Origin of the sequence: Conexibacter arvalis (genome assembly GCF_014199525.1) — a bacterium.
GTDB classification, from domain to species: domain Bacteria; phylum Actinomycetota; class Thermoleophilia; order Solirubrobacterales; family Solirubrobacteraceae; genus Conexibacter; species Conexibacter arvalis.
In genome coordinates this window covers 95,271-120,684 of sequence record NZ_JACHNU010000004.1, presented here as the reverse complement: position 1 = coordinate 120,684, position 25,414 = coordinate 95,271, and the positions used below count along the sequence as shown (strand labels likewise).

The window sequence follows — 25,414 nt, the reverse complement described above, 5'->3', positions numbered from 1 at the left end:
TCAGGCGCTCAGCAGGAGGTGTTGCTGACGCAGACGGCGAGCGGGATCGAGCGGCTCCAGTTGGAGGAGCTGCCCGGCATGCTCGCCTGGACGTCGTAGACGCCGGTCGACGACGGCATTCTCAGCGTCGCCTCGCCGTTGGCGTCGGTGACGGCGGTCGTGCCGCCGACGGAGACGGTGTAGCCGGCCGGGTTGGTCGGCGGGCTCGGCGGGATGATCCAGTGGCCCGGGTCGTTCGGGTCGGGCGTGCCGAAGATGTCGGTCGGCCGGTAGGCGGTCAGCTTCACCGTCAGCGTTCTGCCGAGTCTGACGGGGCCGCTCGCCGGCGAGACCCGCTCGAGGAAGATCGGGATCGAGTCGGGTATGAAGTCCGGCGACGGGCCGGACTTGCCGGCCTGCCAGAGGACCGTGTCGCCGTCTTCGAGGTGCAGCTCGCAAGCGCCCCAGTCGGCGTAGTCGTTCTCGTGGTAGAGGATCCAGTACTCCTCGTTCGGCGACCAGCTGTGCGACTCGCCCGCGATCGTCTCGACGTAGGTCGAGCGGTCCCAGTTCCCTCTCAGCGCCAGCTCGGTCGCCTGGTAGACCGTGTCGTCGGCGCAGGTGTGCGGCATCGCGCCGACGCCGTTCCACGTGCTCGCCGTTCTCGTCCCGTCGCCGATCGTGACGGTCGTCTGCGCGAGCAGCGTGCCGCTTCTGCCCTCGACCCGCACCGTCACGTCGGCCGCGTGCACCGCGGCCGGGGCCGCCGCGCATGCCGCGGCGGCGAGCGCGGCGGCCAGCAGGGCGCGCATCCCGTGCGCACCGGTCCTTCTCGTGGACATTCGTCCCCCTTCGTTGGTTGGCAAGGCTTGCTCGTCAGCGGACGCGCACGACGATCCGCAGCCGCTCGCGACCGCCGCCGACGACGAGCACGGCGCGTCCGCGACCGATCGCGGCGGTCGCCTTCGCCGCGCGCTTCGCCCGGCGTCCCGCGGTCACGTCGGCGCTGGCGCGGCCGGTCGCGTCCGCCGCGCGGCTCGCGCGCCGTCGCTCCGTCGTGCCGGCGCTCCTCACGGCCATCAGCCGTCCGAGCGTGCCGCGCGCGATCGTGCGGCCGCCGCGGACGAGCCGCGCGCTCGTCGACGCCTTCGCGCGGACCCGCGTCGCGCCGGGCCTGCCCGACACGTACGTCACCGTGCAGCGCGCGCGGCGCGCGGAGGCGAGCTTGCAGGTCACGCGCGCGTCACGACCCCGCGGCCCGCGCGCGCCGCGCGGCCCCGTCGCGCCCTTCGGCCCGGCCGCGCCGGCGGGGCCGGTCGGACCGGACGGGCCGGTCGCGCCGGCGGGCCCCTGCGGGCCGGGCCCGCCCTCCGGGCCGCTCGGACCGGTCGCCCCCTGCGGGCCCTGCGGCAGCGCGCCGCCGGTCCCGCTCAGCGGCAGCTCCAGCGACTCGCCGCCGCCGGTCGGGAGGACCGTCAGCGTCGCGGTGCGCTCGCCGGCAGCCGATGGCGCGAAGCGGACGGCGACGGCGCACGTCTCGGTCGCCGTGAGCGTCTCGCCGCTGCAGCCGTCGTCGACGGCGAGGAAGTCGTCGCGGTCGGCGCCGGTCGCGACGATCCGCTTGACCGTCAGCGGGCCGCGGGGGTTGGTGAACGTCACCCGCTGCGCCGCGCCGAGCGCGCCGAGCGGCTGCTCGCCGAAGCTCAGCGACGCCGTCGCGAACGGAGCGGGCGCGGCGCGGACGACCGCCATGTGGCCGCCCGCGACGCCGCCTGCGAGGCCGGTGGCGGCGATGCCGGGCACCTGCCGCGGCATGTCGCTGCCGGGGCCGGCGTCGGGGCCGAGGCCGAGCAGCCCGCGCCAGTTGCTCCCCCACGCCCACAGCGAGCCGTCGGCGCCGCGGGCGAACTCGGCGCCGGTCGCGCCGACCTCGGCGACCGCCGGCAGGCCGGGGATCGCCACCGGCGCCCAGCGGGTGACGCCGTCACCGCCGCTGAGGCCCCACGCGACGACCGATCCGTCTCCGTGCAGCGCGAGCGCATGGGTCGACCCGGCCGCGAGCTGTCTGACCCCGGTCAGCGCGCCCGCGCCGCCGGGGGACCGCACGGCCACCGGCTGGTGGACCTGCTCGGGCGCGTCGGCGCCGTCGTGGACGAGCCCGTCGCCGAGCTCGCCGTAGCCGCCGTAGCCCCACGCCCGAACGGTGCCGTCGGCGAGCAGCGCGTAGGACGTCCACCCTGCTGCGGCGACGGCGACCGCGCCGGAGATCCCGGGCACGGCGGCCGGCACGGCGCTGTTCGCCGTCGCGGCGGGGTCGACGCCGAGCTGGCCATAGGTGTTGTCGCCCCACGCGATGACGGTCCCGTCGTCGCGCAGCGCGAGCGCGAAGTCGAAGCCGGCGGCGACCGCGGTCGCGCCGCTCGTCGAGACGGCGGACGGCGCCGGGCTCGTGTCGCCGCCGCGGCCGAGCAGGCCGCCGTCGCTCGCGCCCCAGCTCCAGATCGTCCCGTCGCCGCGCAGCGCGAAGCTGGTCGACGTGCTCGACGCGACGGCCGTCGCGCCGGTCACGCCGGCGACGGGCGCCGGGGCCGCGCGCCCGGTCGTCGTGCCGTCGCCGAGCTGGCCGGAGGCGTTCCCGCCCCAGGCGCTGACGGTGCCGTCGCCGTGGACGGCGAGCGTGTGCGAGTCGCCGACCGCGAGCGCGGTCACCGACCCCGTGCCTCTCACCAGCTCGGGGCGGTTCGCGTCAGCTCCCCTCCCGTTGCCGAGCTGGCCGTCGCCGTTGCGGCCCCACGACTCGACGAGCCCGGGCGGGGCGGCCGCGGCGGCCGCGGCGCCCGCCCCACCCGCGAGCGGCACGGCGACGGCGGCCAGCGCCGCCAACCCGACGAGGCGGCGGCCCGCCCGGCCGCGGGGCGACCGGCCGGCGCCGCTCGCCTGCTTCTGCGTTTCGATCGTGCGGACGCTCATCGGAGCACCCCGATCGTCGCGGCCGGACGGGCGGCGGCGGGCGATCGGCGCACGAGGCGCAGCTCGCCGCGCAGCCATCGGCCGCGGTGCTTGACCTCGAGCCGGTAGCTGCCGGCGGGCAGGGTGCGCGTCGCGCGGACGTCGCGCAGCGGCCCGCGCGCCCAGACGCGCCCGGCTCTGCGCAGCCGCGTCGAGGAGCGGGCCGCGACGCGCCGCGATCTCTTCGCCGTGCCGGTCGCGACCGCGCGGCAGCGCAGCCGCTTGGCGCCGGCGAGCCGGCAGCTGACGCGGACGGAGCGGCCGGCGGGCCCGCGGGCGCCCTGTCTCCCCCTGGCGCCGCGCGGGCCCTGTGCGCCGGCCGCGCCGGGCGCGCCGGGCGACCCCGCGGCGCCGGGTTCCCCGGCCGCGCCGGCCGGGCCCTCGGCGCCGGCCGGCCCCGGCCAGCCGGGCGGGCCGGCCGGAAGCGACGTTCCCTCGCCCACGAGCGCGATCGCTGGCGACGCGTCCGCGCCGGTGACGGCGACGGTCAGCAGCGCGCTGCCGAAGCCGGCGCGCGACGGCGCGTAGCGCACGCCGACCGAGCAGCTCTCGTCAGGGGCGAGCGTCTCGCCGCGGCAGTCGTCGCCGACGAGCGCGAAGTCGCCGCCGTCCTCGCCCGCGAGCCGCACCGCGCGGATGCTCACGGGCTCCGCCGAAGCGTTGCGCAGCGACACCCGCCGGGCGCCGGAGAGCAGGCCGATCGGCTGCACTCCGAAGTCGAGCCGGTCGACTTCGAAGTAGACCGGGTCGGGATCGACGAGCCGCAGCGAGACGATCTCCCCGAAGCCGACCGCCTGCGGCCCGGCCGGCTGCTCGGCGCCGCCGTGCAGCGAGGCGAGCCAGCCGCCGCCCGTCGCGTGGTCGATCGCCGTGACGATCCCGTCGTCGCCGACGGTCAGCGCGTTCACGCAGCCGGCCGGCCGCGAGGTGCTTCGCGCCGCCTCCAGGACGGCCGCGACGGTCGCTCCGACCGGCGCGTCGGTCGCGCACAGCCGCGGCGTGCCGCGACCGGCGTCGACGACCAGCGCGACCGGCACGACGGTGCCGTCCGCGACGGCCGGCGGCTGCCGCACGACCGGGTCGGCCGGGTTGGCGCGGGCCGGCGGGTCGACGACGAAGGCGGCGGCGCCGATCGCGCGCATCGCGTCGGAGGTCATGTACTCGTTCGGGTTGCCGTTGACCAGCCAGGCGCCGGCGTGCGGGCCGCTCGTCGCCTGCTGGGAGAGCAGCCAGTCGATCGTCGACTCGTCGTCGGCCGTCCAGTCGGGCGCACCGCGCCGCAGGCCGCATTCGCCGAGGCCGTCGAGCGCCCAGCTGGTCGAGTTGACGTTGCCGATCGCGCCGTTGGCGGCCTGTCTGGAGCGCAGGAAGGCGATCCCGCCGGCGACCGCCGGGTCGTCCGCGGTGCGCCCGGCGGCGCAGAGCGCGCCGATCGCGGCGCCGGTCGAGTCGATGTCGCTCGGTCGCGCTCTCGTGGCGGGGTCGGTCGCGGGGTAGCTGGTGTAGCCGCCGTCGTCGTGCTGGTTGCTCGCGACGATCGCCGCGGTGCGCGCCAGCAGCGTGTCGGGGACCGGAAGCGCCGACAGCGCGAGCAGGCCGAAGAGGGTGTGGTTGAAGAGCGAACTCTGCGACGTGAACCAGCCGTCGCGATAGAACGACGCCATGCCGGCCAGCAGGTTGCGCCCGGCCGACAGCCGCGTCGGCTGGAGGCCGATCGCATGCGCCTGCAGGATCGCCCGCTGCCAGTCGGTCGCCTGCTCATGCGAGAAGGCCCACCAGTCGCTCGGCTCGTTGACGGTCCAGATCTTCAGCTGGCCCTCCTGTGCGGTCGGGGCGGCGGCGTCGCCGCCCGGACGCAGGTCGGCGGCATGGGCGCCGGCGCCGGCGAGTCCGAGCAGGCCCCACGCCGGGTCGAGGCCGCTGTTGGTCCCGAACGAGCCGTCGGGAAGCTGGCGCTGGGCGTACCAGTCGATCGCGCGGTCGAGCGCGTCGCGGACCTCCGCGTCGGTCGCGGCGCGGGCCGGCGGGGCGCTCCCGGCGAAGAGCGGGAGCGTCAGGGCGGCGAGCGCGAGGCACGCCGCGACGAAGGGGCGCAGAGCCCTTGGATGCATGTCGGTGCTCCTGTTTCAGGGGCGGCGACGCGCACGGATCCGGCAAACCGGGTCGGTGAGAGCAGCCGCCTTGATCGCGAGGCGGTTTTCGCTCACCGGGTCTTCGGGCTCGGGCTCGACCTCCCGGATCTCCTTCCCGAGCCGTCGTCCGGCTCAGTGGCACTGCGATCCGTTCGTCACCCACACCGCTGCGCGACAGCCCCGGATTCTCACCGGAGTTCCCCGCTTTCGTGAGCGAAGAGAACGCTAGCGCGCCCGTCAAGCAGATGCCGCCGGTCGCGTCAGACGCGCCGCGAGCGGGCACGCGCCGCCTGCCGCTGCGCTACGCTGCCGCGCCACATATTCGGGATGGGCGGTCCGGGAAGCCGGTGAGAGACCGGCGCGGGCCCGCCACTGTGACCGAGGAACGACCGTCGCACGCGACGACGCAGCCACTGGGCGACGAGCCTGGGAAGGCGCGACGGAACCGCTCGGAAGCCAGGAGACCTGCCGCCGATCCGACCAGTCGAGAGCCCTCGTGGAAAGGGGCCGAGATGCGTTTTCGCCATGGGGCGCGGGTCGTCGCGCCGATCATCCTCCTCCTGCTCGCCGCCGCGCGGCCCGCGCCGGCAGACGTGCACGTCCGCGTCGAGGGCGTGCAGCGGACGCTGTTCGACCGCGTGATCCGCACCGACGGCCGCTCGCTGAAGGCCAGCTCCGACACCGTCGCGCGCCGCTGCGACGGCACCAACCTCGGCGCCAACCCGGCGCCCGGCCCGACCGCGACGGCCGCGACGGTCGACGCGATGGAGACCCTCCGGAGCGACTTCGACGGCAACTGGACGCCCGGCTTCGACGACTACTTCATCACCCGCTTCGGCGCGGAGAGCGACGGCGCCACGCATTGGTGGGGAATCCTCGTCAACCGCGTCTTCACCCCGGTCGGCGGCTGCCAGTTCCAGGTGAGAGCGGGCGACGAGGTGCTGTGGGTCAACGACGCCTTCAGCTCGCGCCCGTTCCTGTGGCTCGACGGACCGAACGGCGCGGACGGGATCGCGACGGCGATCGTCGGCCAGCCGCTCACCGTCACCGTCACGTCGACCGACTCCAGCACCGAGGTCAACCAGACGACGGGCCCGCCGTACGCCGGCGCGGTCGTCGCTGCGGTCGACGCCGACGGGCAGACCGCGCCGGCGGATGTCGCCGTCCCGGCGACGAGCGGCGCCGACGGCCGAGCGGCCGTCACCTTCGCCGTGCCCGGCTGGCAGCGGCTGAAGGCGCGGGCCGGCGGCGTCGTGCCGGAATCTGGTCATCCCGCTGCGATCGCCTCCAACAGCGTCGACGTCTGCGTCGAGGCGGCGCCCGGCGCCGGTTGCGAGGGTGTCCCGCCGAGCCGCCAGCCGGTCATCCCGGCCCGCTTCGTCGACGGCGGCGGTGGAAGCGGCGGCGACGGCGGCGCTGGTGGCAACGGCGCCGGCGGCGGCGGGACCTCCGACCGGCCGCGGGTCGAGCTGTCGAGACCGCGCGTCGTCGCGGGCGGGACGCGCGACGGCAGCGTGCGCGTCCGCTGGACGGTTCGCAGAGCGGGCGTCGGCGTCGCCTCGTGGCGGATCGACGCGAAGCCGCTCGGCGTGCCGCGTGCCCGCTTCTCTCGCGCCGCCTCCGGCACGAGTGCGACCTCCGCGACACTGCGGCTGCGCGCTGGACGCGCCTACGCGCTCCGCTTCACCGTCACGGACAGGGTCGGCCGGGCCGGCACCGCCGGCCTCGGGCAGTTGCTCGTCCCGCTCGACGACCGCGCGAAGGCGCTGCGGCTGAGCGGGCCGTGGCGGAAGGCCGCCGACGCCGGCGCCTGGCGCCGGACGGTCTCGCGCGGCGGCCGCGGGGCGGTGCTGCGGGTCCGGCTCGCCGCCGGGAGGCCGATCGTGCTGCTGCGCGGCGGGCCGGCTGCGCGGGTGCGCGTGAGCGCCGGCGGCCGCAGCCGCGTCGTCTCGCTCGGCGCCGCGCGCGCCGGTCGGACCCGCACGGTAGCCGGTCCGGCGCGCAAGCGGGCGAGCGTCGTCGAGCTGCGCGTCCTGCGGGGCTCGGTGAGCGTCGACGGTGCCGGCGTCCGGCCCTGATCGCCGGCAGAGCCGGCGCGTGCGGCCCGGCCGGCGCGGCGTCGGCTCGTGGCGCCGCGGCTCCCCGCGCCGGCGCATTCGCCGGCGCGTCTCGCTGGCCGCTGTCGCGGCCGGCCTCACGCTGCTCTCGGCTGCGGCGCTCGGCCTGACGCTGTCGAGCGCGGCGGCGCCGTCCGCGGACGACGGCTCGCTCGACCGGATGGTCCGCTACCTCCAGCAGGTCCAGCGCAGGGACGGCTGCTTCCCGATGAGAAGGGGCGGCCCGCCGGATCCGGCCTACGCGAGCTCGTGGGCGGCGATCGCGCTCGCCGCGGCGGGCGTGAACCCGCGCGAGCAATTCCGGCCCGACGGCCACCGGTCGGTGCTCCAGTGCATCCGCGGCGCGGTGAGGGACCTGCGCGTCACGACCGACTACGAGCGCGTGCTGCTGGTCGTCAACGCGGCCGGCGGCGCCGATCCGCGCAGCTTCGGCGGCGTCGACCTCGTCCGGCGGATCCTCGATCGGCAGCGGCCCGACGGCTCCTTCACGCACGACCCGGCGAAGCCGGCGCCCGGGGTCAACACGACGATCTGGGCGGTGCTGTCGCTGGCGGGGGCGCGCGGGCCGGTCGTCGATCGCGCGATCGCCAGGGCGGCCCGCTGGATCCTCTCGGTCCAGGCCGAAGACGGCGGCTGGCCGGCCGTCGCCGCGGGGATGGCGAGCAGCACCGACATGACCGGCGCCGCGCTGCAGGCGCTGCGCGCCGCGGGCCGGCTCGGCGGCGCGCGGGAGGATCGTGCGGCGGCGCGGGCGCGCGACCGTGCGCTCGCCTGGCTGCGGCGCGTGCAGCTGCCGGGCGGCGGCTTCCCGGACCTGGAGGGCAAGACGATCGGCAACTCGGCGTCGACGGCGTGGGTCGCGCAGGGGCTGTGGGCGGTCGGGAAGCATCCGGGGCGTTGGCGTCGCGGCGGCGCGAGCATGCTCGACTTCCTCGCCTCCCTCCAGCGCCCCGACGGCTCGATCGCGTGGACCGCCGCGGACTCCTCCAACGAGGTGTGGATGACCGCCTACACGGCGCCCGCCTACTCGGGCCGCTATCTCCCGCTCGCGCGGGTGCCGTTCGCCGGCAGCGTTCCCGACCCGCGCAACCGGCCGACCCGCGGCGAGGGCGGCGACGGCGCCGGCGGAGGCAGCGGCGGCTCGGGCGGCGACGGCGGCGGCGTGCTGATCGGCGGCGGCGGCGAGGGCGCGCCGCTCTTCAGCCGCCCGCGCCAGGGCAGCAAGGGCAGCACGGTCGGCGGCGTCACGAGCGTCGAGGCCGAGCGCGGTCGGCCCGAGCGGCGCCGAGAGCGGACGCAGCGGGAGCAGGACGAAGATCCGCTGCGGTCCGCGGCCGGCGATGGGACCGACGACGACGGCGGGGCGCCGCCGGCCGCCTCCGATCGGGCTGTCTCCGGGCCGGACGCGGAGCCGGCCGATGCCGCGTCCGGCCCGGCCGCGAGCGGCGGTGCCGATCAGGGCGCAGTCGCCGACGCCGCCGACCGGCGTGCCCGCGACGGCGACGCCGCCGCCGACCGGCGTGTTCTCGGCGCGGGCGGCGACACCGTGATCGGCGGCGCTTCCGGCTCCGGCGCAGACGACGAGCAGATCAGCGGCGTCGTCGTCGGCGGCGTCGGCGGCGACGACCGCACGACCGACGTCGGCGCCGCCTTCGGCCTGCGCGGCGCGTCGACCGGCGGCGACGCCGGCCCGTGGCCCGCCGTCGCGATCGCCGGCTCGCTGCTGCTGGCCGGCGGCCTCGGCGGCCTGCTCGAGCGCCGTCGCCCCGACCCCGACCCCGACCTCGACCCCGAGAGGACCCGATGAGCCCTCCTCCCCTCGCGATCCCGCTCCACGACCGCATCGGCGACGCGCTCGCGCAGCTGGTGTCGGTGCTCGCGATCCCGGTGCTGCTGCTGGCGATCGTCGCGCTGCTCGCATCCGCGCTGGAGTGCGGCCGCTTCGCGACCGAGTCCTGGCAGCGTCGCGCCCGCATGCGCAGGCAGCCGCTGCGCCAGCTCGCGGCGCGCGCCGTCGCGGCCCCCGGCGAGGCGCCCCAGCTCGCGCTCGTCGCGCCGACGGCGTTCGCGGCGGCCGCGGTCCGCCAGCTCGCCGCCGCCGTCTCGGCGAGACGGCCGGAGTCGGCCGAGCACGCGCTCGCCGACTTCGAGCTGGCGGCGCAGAAGCGCCTCGACCGCACGCGCATGCTCGTCCGCGCGGGGCCGGCGATCGGCCTGATGGGGACGCTGATCCCGCTCGCACCGGGCCTTCAGGCGCTCTCCGACGGCGACATCTCCCAGCTCGCCTCCGACCTGCGAATCGCCTTCGCCGCAACGGTGATCGGCCTGCTCGTTGGCACCGTCGCCTTCGCGCTGACGCTGACGCGGACCCGCATGTACACGGAAGACCTGACCGCACTCGAGCGGGCGGCCGCGGCGGTGACCGGGTGAGCCGCATCGGGCTCGGCCGCCACGGCAACCTCGACGACGCAGCCGGCGACCCGCTCGACGGCCTCGTCAACCTCTTCGACGTCGGCATCGTGCTCGCCGTCGCCTTCCTGATCGCCGGTCTCGGCCTCACCGCCGACCAGAGAAGCGCCGCGACCGGCAGGCCGCAGACCGGGCACGAGCGGCAGCGAGACCTCCCCTCCCCGGCGTCGGCGCCGCCGGCCAGCGGCCGCGGCAGAGCGGTCGGCGAGGTCTACCGCCTCTCCGACGGGCGCCTCGTCTACGTCGAGCGAGACGGCGGGCCGTGAGCGCCCCGTCGTGCGCGGTCCTGCCGCCCTGCCGCTACCGCCCCCTCCTGAACGGATCCGAGAAGCGCGGGTCGCGCGACAGGTCGGGGCCGTTCAGCGTCCGCAGGAAGGCGACGAGGTCGTCGCGGTCGCGGCGGCTCAACCTGATCGCTGCGATCAGCGGGTCCTTGTACGGGTTCGCGCGGCCGTCGCCGGCGTGCGGCCCGTCGGCGATCACGCGACCCCCCGCGGCGTAGTGGTCGACCGCCTCCTCGAGCGTCGCGATCGAGCCGTCGTGCATGTACGGCGCGGTCTTCGCCACGTTGCGCAGCGACGGCGCGCGGAAAGCGCCCATGTCCTCCATTCTCCCGGTCAGCTCGAACACGCCGCGGTTGGGCTCGGGGAAGGCGCCCGTTCCGCCGAGGTTGTAGAGCCCGGTGTTGTGGAACAGCGGCGGCTCGCCGGAGGCGCCGACGAAGGTCGCCTGGTCGCTGAAGATGAACGTGCCGTGGCAGTGGTGGCACTCGGCCTGCTCGCCCATGAACAGGTTCATGCCGCGCCGCTCGGAGGCGTTGAGCCGCGCTCTGCCGGCGAGGTGGCGGTCGTAGCGGGATCCGGCGGAGACGATGCTGCGCTGGAAGGCGGCGATCGAGCGGATCACCGTCGCCCACGAGATCGCCCTGCGCGCGCCCGGGAAGGCGCGCGGGAGGCGTCTCGCGTACCAGCGGTCGCGTCTGATGCGCCGCAGGACGCGGTCTCTGTTCGCGTCGGTGACCCCCATCTCGACCGGGTCGGTGCCGAACAGCGGCACCTCCATCTGTCGCTCCAGCGTCACGAGCGCCGGGTTCGCCCACGTCAGCGTCGCGTTGTAGGCGACGTTGACGAGCGATTGCGCGTTGCGCGGATGGACCTCGCCGGTCGACCCGACGGCCTGCGCCCTCCCGTCGGTGAACGCCAGCTCCGGCCGGTGGCAGCTCGCGCACGACTGCGTCCCATTGCCCGACAGGCGGGCGTCGTAGAACAGCCGCCGGCCGACCGCGACCTTCTCTCTGCTCATTTGGTTGGCCTTCGGGACACGCGGCTGCGGGAAGCCGTCCGGCAGTTGCCAGCTCCACGCTGCTCGGCGCACCGGTTTGTCGGCGCCTGCCGACGCCAGCCCGTGCAGCAGCGCGCTGCCGGCGAGGACGGCTGCGAGCGCGAGCGCGCGCACCGCAAGACGGCGCGGGACCGCCGCACGGCGGTCCCTGCCGCGGTCCCGCGCTCGGCTCATCGCTTGATCGCCCGGAAGACCGTCTGGCCCCCGGCCGCGGCCATCGCGTGGCCGCCGTCGCCGTCGGCGCCCGGGTCGCCGCCGCCCGCGTGGTCGCCGTGCCCGCCGGCTCCGTCGCCGGCGGCGGCGGGGAGGCGGAGGCCGAACGCTCTGAAGACGGGGCCGCACTCGGGGTCGCTCGGGTTCGCCATGCAGCCGGGCGCGCCGCCGCCGTTGCGCGTGACGTCGACGCCGGCGAGCAGCGCCTTCAGGTCGACCGCGATCCGCTGTCGCTTCGGGTCGAACCGGCGCAGCGTGACGCCGGCGCGGTTCGCGGCGGCGCAGCGGACCGTCGCGCCGGTGGCGGGATTGCCGGCGCAGCCGGTGCTGCCGAGGTGGACGAAGAACGTTCTCGCCGCCCACGGCGCGGCACCGTCGCCGGGATCGCTGACCTCGATCTTGGTGAACTTGCGGCCGACCTGCCACGACCACGCCATCGCGGCGCTGTTCAGCGGCGCCGGGGCGGTCGTCGCGTCGGTGTGGTTGAGCGCGAACGGCACGCCGACTGTCCAGCGCACGCCGACGTAGTCGCCGCGCCGGACCGTCCCGCGCACCGACGCGTTGGTGCCACGCGTGCCGCCGGCGCAGCCGCCGCGCCCGTTCTCGAGGTCGATCAGCGTCACCGCTGCCTTCCCGCGCGTGACGCGATAGGGCGAGTCGGCGCGGAGTTTCAGCGCGACGGCGCGGCCGTCTCTGCGCAGCAGCCGGACGTCGGAGACGAAGAAGCGCAGGTCGGTCAGCCGCGCCGTCGCCGCGGTCGTCCCCAACCCGGCGATCGGCTTGCCGCAGCTCACCGGCGAGCTGCCGGCGACGGCCGCGAAGTCGATCGCGACCGCCTGGCGTCTGGGCTGCTGCTTCTGTCTGCCTGCCGCGTCGGCCGGCGCGGCGATCACCGCGACGCCGAGCGCCGCGCACAGCGCCGCCGTAGCGGTGCGAACCGTCGTTCCCATGGTCTGCTCCTGAACTGCTCGTCGTTCGGCGGCGCGCGTGCGCCGCCCCTGGGTCGGTCGTCAGCCGCTCAGCGGTTCCCCGGCATCGCCGACCGCGCGGCAGCGGCCGCGCGAAACGCGACCGGACACGCGATCGAGACGGCGCTCACGCGCCGTCGGCCGGCCGTGCGCATCCGCGCGGCCGGGAGGTCGTCAGGGAAGCTGGCTGAGCGCGGCGACCGCCGGGGGCGGGCGCATCGCGAGCGCCGAGGCGCTCATGCGGGTGCGGGCGCGCACGAACACGGCGCGGTGGCCGCGGGCGACGACCGCCGTGGCATGGCGCCGACGCCGCGGCAGGACGCCGCGCCAGCGCAGCAGCAGGTCCTCGCCGGGCGCGCGACCGGCGAGCAGCAGCACGAGCAGGATCGCCGCCGGCGCGAGCATCGCCAGCGTGGCCGCGGAGGTGACGGCGGCGACGGCGACGAGGAGCAGCAGCAGCGCCAACGGCAGCGGCCGCGATCTCAACGGTCGTGTCACGCGGCCTCGGCTCATGCGACGGCGATTCATACCATGCGCCGACCGGCAGAACAGCACAACGTCAGATGTGAGATGACACACCATAAATTGGTTGTGATTCTGACGTGCGATTCTCCATAACTGCGGTCGGCGCGCTGACGCGCTCGGCCGGTGGGTATACGGTGGGCTCATGGGCACCCGGACGCTTGATCGTCGGCGACTCGACAGCCCCCATCGCGACCCGCTGCTCGAGCAGTTCGGGCTCGCGGTCCGCAGATTGCGCGAGCAGCGCGGCCTGACCCGCGACATGGTCGCGACCCGCTCCGGCCTCAGCGCCGTCTACCTCGGCAACATCGAGCGCGGCGAGGTCAACCCGACGCTGTTGACGCAGCGCAGGCTCGCCGATGGCCTCGGCGTGCCGCTCGACGAGATCGTCGCCGCCGCGCTCTGCCCCGAGCCGGCCCCGCGTTGAGCGACGCGCGTCGCGCCGTGGGCATGGCCGGGCCGCTCGGCTCGGGCCGACGCGAGCCGACGCCTCCCCTCCCCCGCGCGCCGCGTGCGCGACCCGCGCCGCACGTCGGAGCGGCGGCGGGGACAATCGACGTATGAGCCTCAACCCCTCCGACGCCGTGCCCGCAGACGACTCCGACTCGGCCGCCGCTTCCACCTTCGCCGATCTCGGGCTTCGCAGCGAGCTGCTCGACGCGCTCGCCGGGCTCGGCTACGAGGAGCCGACGCCGATCCAGCGGGAGGCGATCCCGCCGCTGCTGGTCGGTCAGGACCTGCTCGGCCAGGCCGCGACCGGCACCGGCAAGACGGCCGCGTTCGCGCTGCCGATCCTCGAGCTGCTGGAGCCCGGCCGGACGGCCGCCGCGCCGCTCGCGCTCGTGCTCGTGCCGACGCGCGAGCTGGCCGTGCAGGTGTCGGAGGCGCTCCACCGCTACGGTCGCGCGCTCGGCGCGCGTGTGCTGCCGATCTACGGCGGCCAGCCGATCGGCCGCCAGCTCGGCGCCCTGAAGCGCGGCGTCGACGTGATCGTCGGCACGCCCGGCCGCGTGCTCGACCACATCGGCCGCGGCACGCTGCGGCTGGAGGCGCTGGAGATGACGGTCCTCGACGAGGCCGACGAGATGCTCGACATGGGCTTCGCCGAGGACATCGAGGCGATCCTCGAGCAGGCGCCGGCCGGCTGCCAGACGGTCCTCTTCTCGGCGACGATGCCGCCGCGGATCGACCACATCGCCAGAGCGCACCTGAACGAGCCGGTGCGGATCGAGATCGCGCGTGAGACGACCGCCGCCGAGTCGGGCCGCATCCGTCAGCGCGCCTACGTGGTCGCGCGGGCGCACAAGCCGGCGGCGCTGGGACGGGTGCTCGACGTCGAGGCGCCGACGGCGGCGATCGTCTTCTGCCGCACCCGCGACGAGGTCGACCAGCTGACCGAGACGCTCAACGGGCGCGGCTACCGGGCCGAGGCGCTCCACGGCGGGATGACGCAGGAGCAGCGCGATCGCGTGATGGGCCGGGTGCGCGGCGGCACCGCCGACCTGCTCGTCGCGACCGACGTCGCCGCGCGCGGCCTCGACGTCGAGCAGCTGACCCATGTCGTCAACTACGACGTGCCGAACTCGCCGGAGGCGTACGTCCACCGCATCGGCCGCGTCGGCCGGGCGGGGCGCGAGGGCACCGCGATCACGCTCGCCGAGCCGCGCGAGCACCGCTACCTGAAGGTCGTCGAGCGGATCGCCAGACAGAAGATCGAGATCGAGAAGCTGCCGACGGTCGCCGACCTGCATGCCCGCCGGCTGGAGCTGACGCGCGCCGCGCTGGAGGAGGCGCTGGCCGAGGAGGGCGACGGCGAGCGGCTCGACCGCTTCCGCGTCGTCGTCGAGACGCTCGCCGACGAGCACGACGTCGTCGAGGTCGCGCTCGCCGCGGTCAAGCTCGCCCACGACGCGCTCGGCGGCGAGCAGGACGAGCAGGAGATCCCTGACGTGACCCCGCGCCCGCAGCGCGAGCGCGGCGAGGGCGGGGTGCGCGGAGCGCGCGGCGACCGCGGCGCGCCGTGGGAGCGCGGACGCGGCGCGGGCGGAGCGCAGGGACGCGGCGGCGACCATCCGGGCGGCGGTCGCGGGCCCCGCGGCCGCGGGCCGAGCGGGCCGACGACGCGGCTGTACGTCGCGCTCGGCCGGCGCGCCGGGATCCGGCCGCAGGACCTCGTCGGCGCGATCACCGGGGAGAGCGGCCTCGCCGGCCGCGAGATCGGCGCGATCGAGATCCAGGACCGCTTCTCGCTCGTCGAGGTGCCGATCGAGGCGGCCGACGGCGTGGTGACCGCGCTGCGCGGCAGCACGATCAAGGGCAAGCGCGCGAACGTGCGGCGCGAGCGCTACGAGCGCGGCCAGCGTCCCGACTAGCGCGCGGGCGCGCGGCTGGCCGGCGTCGCGACTTGCGGCCGGCGCGCGGCCAGCGTCGCGACTGGCGCCCGGCGCGCGGCCGGCTTCGCGACTGGCGCGCGGCTGGCCGACGTCGCAACTGGCGCCCGGAGCGCGGCCGGCTTCGCGACTGGCGGCCGGCGCGCCCTACCCGCCCGCCAGCGCGGGCTCGTCGGCGATCGACGCCATCGCGGTCAGGATCTGGTCGGCGAGCCTCGCGCCGTCGCCGGCGTACTCGGGCGTCGCCTGGATCCGCATCACGATCTCGTCGCCGACGAGCTCCTCGAGGCCGATGTCGGGCTGGGCGCGGAGCGGGACGGTGATCGCGTCCTGCAGGACGTTCTGGACGGCGGTCGGCTTCATCTCCTTGCTGAGCCGAGCGCGCAGGTCGACCGACGCCGGCTCCCTCAGCGGGACGACGGCGGCGCTGAGGACGACGCTGTTGGGGACCATGATGCGGTCCTCGCCGCGCGCGAGCGTCGTGTAGAGCAGGCCGAGCGAGCTGACGACGCCCTCGACCTGCCCGGCGATGCCGCCGGCCTGGAGGCGGACCCGTTCGCCGACTCGGAACGGCCGCGCGCTCAGCAGCACGGTGCCGGCGATCAGGTTGCCGAGCGTCTGCTGGGCTGCGAGGCCGACGACGACGGCGGTGAAGGAGCCGGCGACGAGCAGCGTCTGGGGCCGGATGCCGGCGATCCGCAGCGCGACGATCGTGAAGACGACGATCGTCAGCAGCCGCAGCAGGAAGCCGACGGTGCCGGCGGTGCCGGGATCGAGCCGCCGGAAGAGGTCGGGCGCGATCGCGGTCGCGACGTTGCGCGCGAACGCCCAGCCGAGCACGACCAGCGCGACGACGGTGAAGGCCCTGATCGGCGTGTCCCACGCCGCGCCGAAGAGGTCGACGCGATAGCTGTAGAAGACCATCACGCCGGCGAGCAGCGGCAGCATCACGAGCGCTTCGCGTCGCGCTCTCCGTGCCGCCTTCTGCCCGAGCTGCCGCGCGAGGCCGACCTCCTCCCACGCGTGGGTGCGGGTCTGGAGCATCTTCTCGAGCGCCCGTTCGCGGCTGCCCTTGACGCGCTTGATCTTTCTCGACGCCATCGCAAGAACCAACCAGCACGGTGGCGGACGGTTGCGGGATGCCGGCGTGCGGTCGGTCACACCGACCTACCCCCTACGCGCCTGAACATGCGCCGCGCGCCGATGCAGGCTGCACCCCTCCTCGCAGCTCCGCTTCGCTCGGGGCGCCCCACGCGGCCGGCCCACAGCGCAGATCCCGCTCCGCTCAGAACAGCGCCTGCTGCACCCCGTTTCTCGCCAGCCGCCGAACCGGCCGCGCTGCCGCCGGCGCGCCACGCCGCGCACCCGCCGAAGCGGCCGACTGTCGCGGCAGCGGCTCCTGCCGAGCACCCGCCGCTCCGCCCGCCAGCCGCGGCAACGGCTCCTGCCGCGCACCCTCCGCGCCGGGCGCCAGCCGCGGCAGCGCTTCTTGGCGGGAGCCGGTCGATCTCGCGGGCGCCGCGTCGACCGGCCGCGGGTCGGGCGGGCGCAGCCGCCACCGCGACGGCCGCCGGCCGCGGCCGCGCACGAGCGCGCTCAGCCGCGCCCGCTCCGCTCTCGGCGCGTACGCGCCACGTGCATAGAGCCGCTCGTAGCGCGGGACGAGGTCGGGCCGCGCCCCGCGCAGCCAGTCCATGAAGACGCCGCGCACGTCGCCGCGCAGATGCAGCGCGATCCCGCCGATCGAGACGGCGCCGGCCTCCTCGGCGGCGGCGAGCAGCGACTCCACCTGCTCGGGCGCGTCATTGATCCCGGGCATCAGCGGCGCGATCAGGACGCCGGTCGGGATGCCGTTGCGGTTCAGCTCGGCGACTGCCTCCAGCCGCGCCCGCGGATGCGGCGTGTGCGGCTCGGTCGCCCGCCACGCCTTCTCGTCGAGCGTCGGGATCGAGAGGCTCGCGGTGAAGTCGGTGACCGCCGCGAGCTCGCGCATGAGCGGCAGGTCCCGCAGCAGCAGCGGCGACTTCGTCAGCACCGAGCAGGGATTGCGCGCGTCCCGCATCGCCTCCCAGATCCCGGGCATCAGCTTGTAGCGCCCCTCGACCCACTGGTAGGGATCGGTGTTCGTCCCCAGCGCGACGTGCTCCCCTCTCCACGACGGCCGCGCCAGCTCGATCCGCACCACCTCCGGCGCGTTGACCTTCACCACGATCTCCCGCTCGAAGTCCCGCCCCGGCCCGAAGTCGAGGTATCTGTGCGTGGGACGGGCGAAGCAGTTGTGGCTGACGACACCGTTGGCGATGAAGTCCTCGGTTCCCGTCGTGATGTCGTAGAGCCGCATCGCCAGTCCCAGCGGCTCGACGGAGACGACGCAGCGGCCCCCGGCGCTCTTCAGCGCAACGCCGTCGAGCTCGCGCTTGCGCACGATCGCCGGCTCGCATGTGTGGAAGAAACGGAGCCGCTGCACGAGCCCTCCGGTCACGCGTATCGCCCGCACGCCGTTGGCCTGCGCCGGCTCGGTCACGAACGGGAAGCCGAGCCGGCGCAGGCAGGCCTCCGTCCAGGCGATGATCGCGGGGTCGCCGTTCGAGATCCGCAGCGCGCCGCCGCTGCACGATCCCTCCGCGTCGAAGATCCCCGCCAGGAACCCCTTCGCCCATGATTCCGAGGCGTCGAGCGGCCAGGCGATCAGTGCCGCGATCTCTTCCACGCCGGCCCGCCGCTGCGTCCGCACGGCCCGGATCTCGGCCCGCGCGCCGGCCGCCGCGGCGAACAGGAACTCGTCGGTCGCTATCCCGGCGGCGGAGATGAATCGCTGCGCCCGGGCCAGCGCCTCGGGGTCCTTCAGCGCGAGCCGGAAACGGTGGACGCGGCCGTGCGACCGCCCGGGCCGCTCGTACTCGCAGACGCCGAGGGAGCCGTCGCCGCGCACGATTCCGCAGACGTACCCGCGGCGGTAGTCATCGTCCTCGACGGGGCCGGTCGCGAACTGTCCGATGCCGAGCAGCCGGTCATTGCGGGTCAGATGCGGCCGCTGGCCCTCGCCGCGGCCTGTCGGCGTGACGTGCTTCCATCCCCGATTCGTGAGGAAGCGGTGGTCGCCGCTGGCGACCAGCGTCGTCCCGTCGGCGAGCGTCACGCGATAGGCGGGCTTGATCGTCGACCAGTGAGCGAGCACCTCGGTTCTGACGTACCGCCGGTGCCGCCCCTCCAGTCGGGTCCCGTAGATCTGATCGCCGACGCGCAGCTCGGCGAGCCGGCGCGTCGAGCCGTCGCCCATCAGGATCGGCGTTTCGCCGTCGAGGCAGTAGACGCACGCATGCGTGCAACCCCGATATGGGTTGATGGTCCATCTGAATGGCATGCGTGACTGCGGCGGTACGCGATTGAGCGCCGATCTGGCATGGACCTCGTAGAAGCGGATGTCGAGCGCCTCGGGGGCATCGAACCGCCGCACGACCGCGTCGTCTCTGTAGCCCGGGAGCCGGGCCGCCTCCTCGGCCGTCAGGGTGAGGTTGTCCCAACGCATCGAACACATGTTCGCATGCGCGGCGGACGGAGGCGCGCCAGCCGCGCCGAGGGCGTCAGGCCGGCGGCCGCGCCGGCGTGCCGAACTCGCGCCAGCGGTGGCGCGAGCGAGGGAACCAGGCGACGATCTCCTCGGCCGCCCGGCGCGTCTCGGCGCTCGGATGCACGACGCTGGGGTCGCCGGTCCCGATGTGGTCGCGCGCGACCTCGTGCAGATGCTCGGCGAGCCGGTCGGCACGGGCGCGACTGGCGAGCAGCCGGACGATCGGGCGGCCGAAGTCGTGGTACTCGTTCGCGGCGTCAGGGAACCACTCCGCGACGCCGATCGGGTCCCAGCGCCACAGCAGCAGCTCGCGCAGCTCGTCGTAGCCGGTGCCTCGCCACCACTCCTCGAGATCGTCGTCCTCGAAAGGGCGGTAGCGCTCATCCTCGCTCGGCTCGATCCAGCCGGGCGCGGGCGGATGCGTCACGCTCGCGTACCGGTGCCCGCGCCCTCTACGCGACACGCCCCGGCACCTCGTCGAGCGACCGCACGACCTCGGCGCCGGCCGCCAGCAACGGCAGCGCGGCGTCCTCGGGCGCGCCGGCGGGCAGGTAGCCGAGCACGCGCATGCCGGCGGCGCGGGCGCCGCGGATGCCGAGCAGCGAGTCCTCGACGACGACGCACTCGCCGGGCTCCCAGCCGCAGCTGCGCGCGGCGTAGAGGAAGAGGTCGGGCGCCGGCTTCGGCCGCTCGACCATCGTCGCCGAGAAGATCCGCTGGGCCGCGAAGAGATCCGACAGGCCCGTCAGGCCGAGCGTCTGCTCCATCTTCGCCGGCCTCCCCTGCGACGCGACGCAGGTCTCCCACCCGTCGGCTCGCACCCCCTCGACCGCCGCGCGGGCGCCGGCTATCGGCCTCAGCTCGCGTTCGAAGACCTCGGCCCGAACAGCGTAGAACTCGTCCATCCAGCCGTCCGGCACTGGCGCGCCGCGGCGGCGGGACACCTCGCGCTCGATCGTCGCGAAGTCGGTGCCGACGAAGGTCGCGTGGACCTCCTCGAGCGGCATCGGCACGCCGACCGCGCCGATCGCGTCGGTGAGGACGCGCATCGAGATCGGCTCGCTGTCGACGAGCACGCCGTCGCAGTCGAAGATCACGAGGCCGGGAGCGCGCATGCGCCAGAGCCTACGACACCGCGCGCGGCGCGGGTCAGGCGCCGACGCGCGAGAGCAGCGACTCCTCGCCCATCAGCGTCTGGCTGGTCGCGCTCTCGATCTCGACCTGGACGTACTCGCCCGGCTGCGCCAGCCCGGTGAAGTTGACGACCTTGTTGTGGCGCGATCTCCCGCGCAGGCGGGTCGGGTCGGTCCGCGACGGGCCCTCGACCAGCACCTCGAGCGTGCGGCCGACGAACCGCTGGGCGCGCTCGCGGGCGTTGCGCTGGATCACCTCGACGAGCCGCTCCATCCGCTCGACCTTGACCTCGTGCGGGACCTGATCCTCGAACTCGGCCGCCTCGGTGTGACGGCGCGGCGAGTAGACGAAGGTGAAGGCGCCGTCGTAGGCGACCTCCTCGCACAGCGACAGCGTCTGCTCGAAGTCGTCGTCGGTCTCGCCGGGGAAGCCGACGATGATGTCGGTCGTCAGCGCGACGTCGGGGACGTGCTCGCGCAGCAGCGCGACGCGGTCGAGGTAGCGTTCGCGCGAGTAGGTGCGGCGCATCCGCTTCAGCACCGCGGAGGAGCCCGACTGCAGCGGCAGGTGGACGTGCTCGCACAGCGCGGGCAGCTCGGCGTGCGCGCGGATCACGTCCTCCTTCATGTCCTGCGGGTGCGGCGAGGTGTAGCGGATCCGCCTGATCCCCTCGATCGCGTCGATCGCGTGCAGCAGGTCGGCGAAGTTCGCGCGCGGGAAGCCGCGTCTGGCGAGGTCGCGGCCGTAGGCGTTGACGTTCTGGCCCAGCAGCGTCACCTCGCTGACGCCCTCGGCGGCCATCCGCTCGACGTCGGCGACGAGCGTCTCCAGCGGTCGGCCGACGTCGCGGCCGCGCGTCGAGGGGACGATGCAGTACGAGCAGGCCATGTTGCAGCCGACCGAGATCTGCACCCAGCCCTGGAACTCGCGGGCGCGCTTCTCGGGCAGGTCGCCGGTGAAGCCCTCGAACTCGAAGAAGCCCTGCGCGCTGAGCGAGTCGCTCGTGAGGAACTCGGCCAGCTTGTGGACCTGTCCGGGACCGAAGGCGACGTCGACGAACGGGAACTTGCGGAAGACCTCGTCCTTGACCGACTGCGCCCAGCAGCCGCCGACGCCGATCACGACGTCCGGGCGCTCGCGCTTGCGCCGCTTGGCGTGGCCGAGGTGGGCAAGGAACTTGCTGTCGGCCGCCTCGCGGATCGAGCAGGTGTTGAAGAGGATCAGGTCGGCGCCGTCGGCGTCGGGCGCCTCCGCGTAGCCGATCGACTCGAGCATGCCCTTCATCCGCTCGGAGTCGTGCTCGTTCATCTGGCAGCCGAACGTCGTGACGTGATACCGCTTCATCGCCAGGAGAGGGTACCTCGCCGCCGACCGCGGCAGCCGCTCACCCTGGGAGATCGGCCTCTGGCCGATCTCCCGACCAGATGGACGGCCTCTGGCCGGTCATCTGGCGTACTCGACGGCGCGCGACTCGCGGATGACCGTGACCTTGATCTGGCCCGGGTATTCCAGCTCTCTCTCGATCTCGCGGGCGATCGCGTGCGAGAGCAGCGTCGCGCCGTCGTCGTCGAGGGCGGTCGGCGAGACCATCACGCGGATCTCGCGGCCGGCCTGCATCGCGTAGACCTTGTCGACGCCGTCGTGGCGGGTGGCGATCTGCTCCAGCTCGCGCAGCCGTCTGACGTACTGCTCCAGCGACTCGCCGCGGGCGCCGGGCCGGGCGCCGGAGAGCGCGTCGGCGGCCTGCACGATGACCGCCTCGACCGTCTGCGGCTCGACCTCGTTGTGGTGGGCCTCCATCGCGTGGACGACCGCCTCCGGCTCGCCGTACTTGCGCGCGAGGTCGCCGCCGACGAGCGCGTGCGGCCCCTCGATCTCGTGCGAGACGGCCTTGCCGATGTCGTGCAGCAGCGCCGCGCGGCGCGCCGTCTTCGGCGAGGCGCCGAGCTCGTGGGCCATCATCGCGGCGAGGTTGGCGCATTCGACCGAGTGCGCGAGGACGTTCTGGCCGTAGCTGGTGCGGAACTTGAGCCGGCCGAGCAGCTTGATCAGCTCCGGGTCGAGCCCCTGGACCTTCGCCTCGAAGACGGCCTCCTCCCCCAGCTCCTGGACGTGCTCCTCCAGCTCCGACTTCGCCTGGTAGTACATCTCCTCGATCCGCGCCGGGTGGATGCGGCCGTCCTGCAGCAGCTTCTCGAGCGTGAGGCGGGCGGTCTCGCGGCGGACGCCGTCGAAGCCGGAGAGGACGACGGCGTTGGGCGTGTCGTCGATGATGAAGTCGACGCCGGTGAGGTTCTCCAGCGCGCGGATGTTGCGCCCCTCGCGGCCGATGATCCGGCCCTTCATGTCGTCGGAGGCGAGCTGGACGACCGAGACGGTCGTCTCGGTCGCGTGGCCGGCGGCGATCCGCTGCATCACGACCGAGAGGATGTTGCGGACGCGGCGGTCGGCCTCCCGCTTGGTCTCCTCCTCGACCTGGCGGATCAGCTTCGCCGACTCGTGGCGGACCTCGTCCTCCAGGTCCTTGAGCAGCATCTGCTTCGCCTGCGAGGCGGTGACGCCGGCGAGGCGCTCGAGCGACTGCTCGTACTCGCGGCGGCGCTCGGCGACGGCGGCGACCTCGCGCTCGAGCGCCTCGGTGCGGTCGTCGAGCGAGCGCTCGCGGCGGGCGAGGTCGGCGCGCTGGGCGTCGAGCGCCTCCTCCTTCCCAAGGATCCGCTCCTCGATCCTCACGATCTCGGCGCGCCGCTCGCGCAGCGCGGCGTCCACGTCGGCCGCGGCGCGCTCGTTCGCCGCGGCCGCCTGGCCGCTCCCCCGTCTCGCGTAGAGCGCGGCGGCGACCATGAGGCCCACTGCCAGCACCGCCGCCGCGATCACGATTTCCATTGCCGTTCCTCTCCTCGCAGCCCGATCGCGAGATCAGGCTGCTGGTCACTGTCGCTTTGGGTAGCGGCCGACGGGCCGTGCGGGGCACGGAACGGAATGCCAGGTGCGACGCGGAGACGCCGCCCTTCATGTGCCGGCTAGGCCGGTGTTCGTGTCGCCTGCTGCAAGCGCGGACGGCCTGCTGACATGCGGGATCGGACAGTCACGGTTGAAGGTTCTGGTTCCAGGATCTAGGTGATTTGCTGGTGTTTCACGCCCTTGCGGGCCAGTCGTTCGCTGGTCGGGATCGTAATACCGCGCAACAGTTGACGCAATCGCGCAACGGATTGCGCGCCGGCGCGCCGTCAGTCGTCGAGCCCGCCGCCGCGCGCGTGGGCGCGGACGAGATCCCACGCCAGCTCGGAGTCGTAGCCCTTGCGCACGAGCACGCCGATCGCGCGGCGCTGCTCGCGCGGGTCGTCGCCGAGCTGCGGGAAGCGGCGGCGCAGCAGCGCCATCGCCGCCTCGGCCTCGTCGTCGCGGTCGCGCGCGCCGACCGCGGCGCGCACGAGCTCGTCGGGGACGCCGAGCGACAGCAGCTTGCGCGCGATCCGGTCGGAGCCCCACTCGTCGAGCAGGCGCTTGTCCTCGGCGAACTCGCGGGCGAAGCGGGCGTCGTCGACGTATCCCTGCTCGCGCAGGCTCGCGAGCGCCTGCTCGATCGTCTCGGGCTTGACGCGCTTGCCCTCCAGGTACCGCCGCAGCTCGACCTCGGTCCGCGCCCGCGGACCAAGGTATCTGAACGACAGGTCGAGCGCGTGCTGGAGCCGCTGCGCCGGGTCGAGCGCGCGTCTCGGCGCCTCCTCGGCCGCTCCGAGGTCCTCGTCGGCCAGCACGCGAGCGCGCGGCGCCACGTCGTCGTCCGGTGCCCGAAGCTACGCCGCCGCCGGCTCCGGAGCCTTCTCCCCCTCGCCTCCGATCGGCGCGACGAGGTCGCGGTCGAAGCCGAGCGCGGCGTAGATCTTGTCCTCGATCTCCTTCGCCATCTCGGGGTGCTCCTTGAGGAAGTTCTTGGCGTTGTTGCGCCCCTGCCCAAGGCGCTCGTCGCCGTAGGAGAAGAACGAGCCCGACTTCGTGACGATGTTGTGCTCGATGCCGTAGTCGATCAGGCAGCCCTCGGTCGAGATGCCCTGGCCGAACTCGATGTCGAACTCGGCCTGCTTGAACGGCGGGGCGACCTTGTTCTTGACGACCTTGACGCGGACGCGGTTGCCGACCGCCTCGGTGCCGTCCTTGAGCGTCTCGATGCGGCGGATGTCGAGCCGCTGCGACGAGTAGAACTTGAGCGCGCGGCCGCCCGGCTGGGTCTCCGGCGAGCCGAACATGACGCCGACCTTCTCACGGATCTGGTTCGTGAACAGGCACATCGTCTGCGTGCGGTTGAGGTTCGCGGTCAGCTTCCGCATCGCCTGCGACATCATCCGCGCCTGGACGCCGACGGTCGTGTCGCCCATCTGGCCCTCGAGCTCGGCGCGCGGCGTCAGCGCGGCGACCGAGTCGACCGCGACCATGTCGACGGCGCCGGAGCGGACGAGCATGTCGGCGATCTCGAGCGCCTGCTCGCCGTAGTCGGGCTGGGAGACGAGCAGCTCGTCGATGTTGACGCCGATTCTCTGCGCGTAGAGCGGGTCCATCGCGTGCTCGGCGTCGATGAAGGCGCAGACGCCGCCGAGCTTCTGGGCCTCGGAGATGATGTGGTAGACGAGGGTGGTCTTGCCGGAGGACTCCGGGCCGAAGACCTCGACGATCCGTCCGCGCGGGACGCCGCCGATGCCGAGCGCGAGGTCGAGCGAGAGCGCGCCGGTCGGGATCGCGTTGACTCTCACGCGAGCCCCCGGATCGCCCATGCGCATGACGGTGCCCTTGCCGAACTGGCGCTCGATCTGTGTCAGCGCCCCTTGCAGGGCGGCGTCGCGGGCCTTCGCGGCCTTGTCCTGCTCGCTCATTCCTCGAAGCTCCTTGGTCACGTCGTGAGAACTGGAAGGTACGCATCCGGTCGGACGGAATACGAACACATGATCGTGTCGCCCCCACGCTAGGCGACCGTCGTGCGCAGGCGCTACGCGGCTCTGCGCAGGCGCTCGCGCGCGAGCGCCTCGTAGCGCGCGCCGCCGCCTCCGAGATGGGAGCGGTAGAGCGTCACCGCCTCCCCCGCGAAGGCATGCGTCGGCGGCGCCGGCAGCTCGCGGCGCGCGAGCGCTCGGGGGTCGCCGCCGCGGCGCACGCGCGCGACCGTCACGTGCGGCAGGTAGGGCCGCTCCTCCGGCGCGAACCAGCCGCCGGCCGCGAGCGCCGCCGCGAGCGCGCCCTGCAGCGCGCCGAGCGCCCCGTCACGGTCCCTGAGCGCGACCGTCAGCGCGTGCGGCCGCCGGCGCGGCAGCCACAGGGGCGCGCCGAGCGCGAGGCCGCCGACGGCGACGGACCCGCCGGCCGTCACTTCCGCGATCGCCGCCGCCAGCGGCTCCACGGCGGCCAGCGGCTGCTGGCCGAGGAAGCAGAGCGTGACGTGGAGCGCCTCGTCGGCGACCGGCCGCAGCGCCGCGTCGGAGGCGACGAGCAACGGGGCGCGCCACGCGATCAGCTCGGCGCGCACCTCGGCGGGCAGGTCGAGCGCGACGAAGAGACGTGCCCGCTGGCCCTCCAT

At 74.7% G+C, this 25,414-nt stretch carries 21 protein-coding genes and 2 riboswitches; of the genes, 6 read left to right on the top strand and 15 right to left on the bottom strand.

Going from position 1 to position 25,414, the window contains the following annotated elements:
• Window positions 1-8: 8 nt before the first annotated feature.
• From BDZ31_RS15115 to BDZ31_RS15105, 3 genes are read right to left on the bottom strand one after another with little or no spacing between them, the layout of a single operon-like run.
• On the bottom strand, window positions 9-821 hold the full coding sequence (locus BDZ31_RS15115) for a DUF4430 domain-containing protein (protein WP_183343174.1): 813 nt from the start codon (window positions 819-821) through the stop codon (window positions 9-11).
• Window positions 822-855: 34 nt separating this feature from the next.
• Complete coding sequence (locus tag BDZ31_RS15110; RefSeq protein WP_183343173.1) at window positions 856-2,949, bottom strand: RCC1 domain-containing protein; 2,094 nt, start codon at window positions 2,947-2,949, stop codon at window positions 856-858.
• Entirely contained in the window at window positions 2,946-5,099 is a 2,154-nt protein-coding gene (locus BDZ31_RS15105; RefSeq protein ID WP_183343172.1) for a choice-of-anchor D domain-containing protein, read from the bottom strand. Before BDZ31_RS15105 ends, BDZ31_RS15110 begins: the two co-directional genes overlap by 4 nt.
• Window positions 5,100-5,176: 77 nt before the next feature.
• Window positions 5,177-5,368: riboswitch (cobalamin riboswitch) on the bottom strand.
• Between the two features lie 67 nt (window positions 5,369-5,435).
• A riboswitch (cobalamin riboswitch) is annotated at window positions 5,436-5,607 on the top strand.
• 25 nt (window positions 5,608-5,632) lie between these two features.
• Between BDZ31_RS15105 and BDZ31_RS15100 the strand changes: the two genes are divergently transcribed.
• Genes BDZ31_RS15100 through BDZ31_RS25050 form a run of 4 tightly spaced genes read left to right on the top strand, consistent with a single transcriptional unit; the run spans window position 5,633 to window position 9,972 of the window.
• Entirely contained in the window at window positions 5,633-7,198 is a 1,566-nt protein-coding gene (locus tag BDZ31_RS15100) for a hypothetical protein (protein WP_183343171.1), read from the top strand.
• A 19-nt stretch (window positions 7,199-7,217) separates the two neighbouring features.
• Window positions 7,218-9,044 (top strand): prenyltransferase/squalene oxidase repeat-containing protein, encoded by a 1,827-nt coding sequence (locus BDZ31_RS15095; protein WP_183343170.1) that lies wholly within the window; start codon window positions 7,218-7,220, stop codon window positions 9,042-9,044.
• A complete protein-coding gene (locus BDZ31_RS15090) occupies window positions 9,041-9,667 on the top strand; it encodes a MotA/TolQ/ExbB proton channel family protein (protein WP_183343169.1) in 627 nt (208 codons plus the stop codon). The genes BDZ31_RS15095 and BDZ31_RS15090 overlap by 4 nt, the downstream gene beginning before the upstream one ends.
• Complete coding sequence (locus BDZ31_RS25050) at window positions 9,664-9,972, top strand: DUF2149 domain-containing protein (protein ID WP_183343168.1); 309 nt, start codon at window positions 9,664-9,666, stop codon at window positions 9,970-9,972. Before BDZ31_RS15090 ends, BDZ31_RS25050 begins: the two co-directional genes overlap by 4 nt.
• A 34-nt stretch (window positions 9,973-10,006) precedes the next feature.
• Here BDZ31_RS25050 and BDZ31_RS15080 read toward each other — a convergent pair whose 3' ends face one another.
• The 3 genes from BDZ31_RS15080 to BDZ31_RS15070 all read right to left on the bottom strand — a co-directional run bounded on the left by BDZ31_RS15080 (window position 10,007) and on the right by BDZ31_RS15070 (window position 12,741).
• Window positions 10,007-11,221: a methanobactin export MATE transporter MbnM gene (locus tag BDZ31_RS15080; protein ID WP_183343167.1), complete on the bottom strand. Its 1,215-nt coding sequence runs from the start codon at window positions 11,219-11,221 to the stop codon at window positions 10,007-10,009.
• Window positions 11,218-12,210 (bottom strand): MbnP family copper-binding protein, encoded by a 993-nt coding sequence (locus BDZ31_RS15075; RefSeq protein WP_183343166.1) that lies wholly within the window; start codon window positions 12,208-12,210, stop codon window positions 11,218-11,220. Before BDZ31_RS15075 ends, BDZ31_RS15080 begins: the two co-directional genes overlap by 4 nt.
• A gap of 192 nt (window positions 12,211-12,402) precedes the next feature.
• Window positions 12,403-12,741, bottom strand: coding sequence for a hypothetical protein (locus tag BDZ31_RS15070; protein WP_183343165.1), 339 nt, complete (start codon window positions 12,739-12,741; stop codon window positions 12,403-12,405).
• A 154-nt stretch (window positions 12,742-12,895) separates the two neighbouring features.
• On the opposite strand from BDZ31_RS15070, the gene BDZ31_RS15065 reads away from it, so the two are divergent.
• Both BDZ31_RS15065 and BDZ31_RS15060 read left to right on the top strand, forming a co-directional pair.
• Entirely contained in the window at window positions 12,896-13,177 is a 282-nt protein-coding gene (locus tag BDZ31_RS15065) for a helix-turn-helix domain-containing protein (protein ID WP_183343164.1), read from the top strand.
• A 133-nt stretch (window positions 13,178-13,310) separates the two neighbouring features.
• Window positions 13,311-15,122, top strand: a complete 1,812-nt coding sequence (locus BDZ31_RS15060; RefSeq protein ID WP_183343163.1) for a DEAD/DEAH box helicase — start codon at window positions 13,311-13,313, stop codon at window positions 15,120-15,122.
• Window positions 15,123-15,287: 165 nt separating this feature from the next.
• On the opposite strand, the gene BDZ31_RS15055 is transcribed toward BDZ31_RS15060, so the two are convergent.
• The 9 genes from BDZ31_RS15055 to thpR form a co-directional block, all read right to left on the bottom strand.
• Window positions 15,288-16,241 (bottom strand): mechanosensitive ion channel family protein, encoded by a 954-nt coding sequence (locus BDZ31_RS15055; RefSeq protein ID WP_183343162.1) that lies wholly within the window; start codon window positions 16,239-16,241, stop codon window positions 15,288-15,290.
• Between the two features lie 184 nt (window positions 16,242-16,425).
• Window positions 16,426-18,669, bottom strand: a complete 2,244-nt coding sequence (locus BDZ31_RS15050) for an intein-containing Rv2578c family radical SAM protein (protein WP_183343161.1) — start codon at window positions 18,667-18,669, stop codon at window positions 16,426-16,428.
• 55 nt (window positions 18,670-18,724) lie between these two features.
• Window positions 18,725-19,138, bottom strand: a complete 414-nt coding sequence (locus BDZ31_RS15045) for a hypothetical protein (RefSeq protein WP_183343160.1) — start codon at window positions 19,136-19,138, stop codon at window positions 18,725-18,727.
• A 25-nt stretch (window positions 19,139-19,163) separates the two neighbouring features.
• Window positions 19,164-19,826 carry an HAD family hydrolase gene (locus tag BDZ31_RS15040; protein ID WP_183343159.1) on the bottom strand — a complete coding sequence of 221 codons (663 nt, stop codon included), beginning with the start codon at window positions 19,824-19,826 and terminating at the stop codon, window positions 19,164-19,166.
• Window positions 19,827-19,860: 34 nt separating this feature from the next.
• Window positions 19,861-21,189, bottom strand: a complete 1,329-nt coding sequence (miaB, locus tag BDZ31_RS15035; protein ID WP_183343158.1) for a tRNA (N6-isopentenyl adenosine(37)-C2)-methylthiotransferase MiaB — start codon at window positions 21,187-21,189, stop codon at window positions 19,861-19,863.
• Window positions 21,190-21,288: 99 nt separating this feature from the next.
• The gene (rny, locus tag BDZ31_RS15030; protein ID WP_183343157.1) at window positions 21,289-22,731 is read right to left on the bottom strand and encodes a ribonuclease Y; all 1,443 of its coding nucleotides are present in this window, start codon (window positions 22,729-22,731) and stop codon (window positions 21,289-21,291) included.
• A gap of 344 nt (window positions 22,732-23,075) precedes the next feature.
• On the bottom strand, window positions 23,076-23,624 hold the full coding sequence (locus tag BDZ31_RS25045; protein ID WP_183343156.1) for a RecX family transcriptional regulator: 549 nt from the start codon (window positions 23,622-23,624) through the stop codon (window positions 23,076-23,078).
• A 21-nt stretch (window positions 23,625-23,645) separates the two neighbouring features.
• Complete coding sequence (gene recA / locus BDZ31_RS15020) at window positions 23,646-24,716, bottom strand: recombinase RecA (protein WP_183343155.1); 1,071 nt, start codon at window positions 24,714-24,716, stop codon at window positions 23,646-23,648.
• 113 nt (window positions 24,717-24,829) lie between these two features.
• A complete protein-coding gene (thpR, locus tag BDZ31_RS15015) occupies window positions 24,830-25,414 on the bottom strand; it encodes an RNA 2',3'-cyclic phosphodiesterase (protein ID WP_183343154.1) in 585 nt (194 codons plus the stop codon).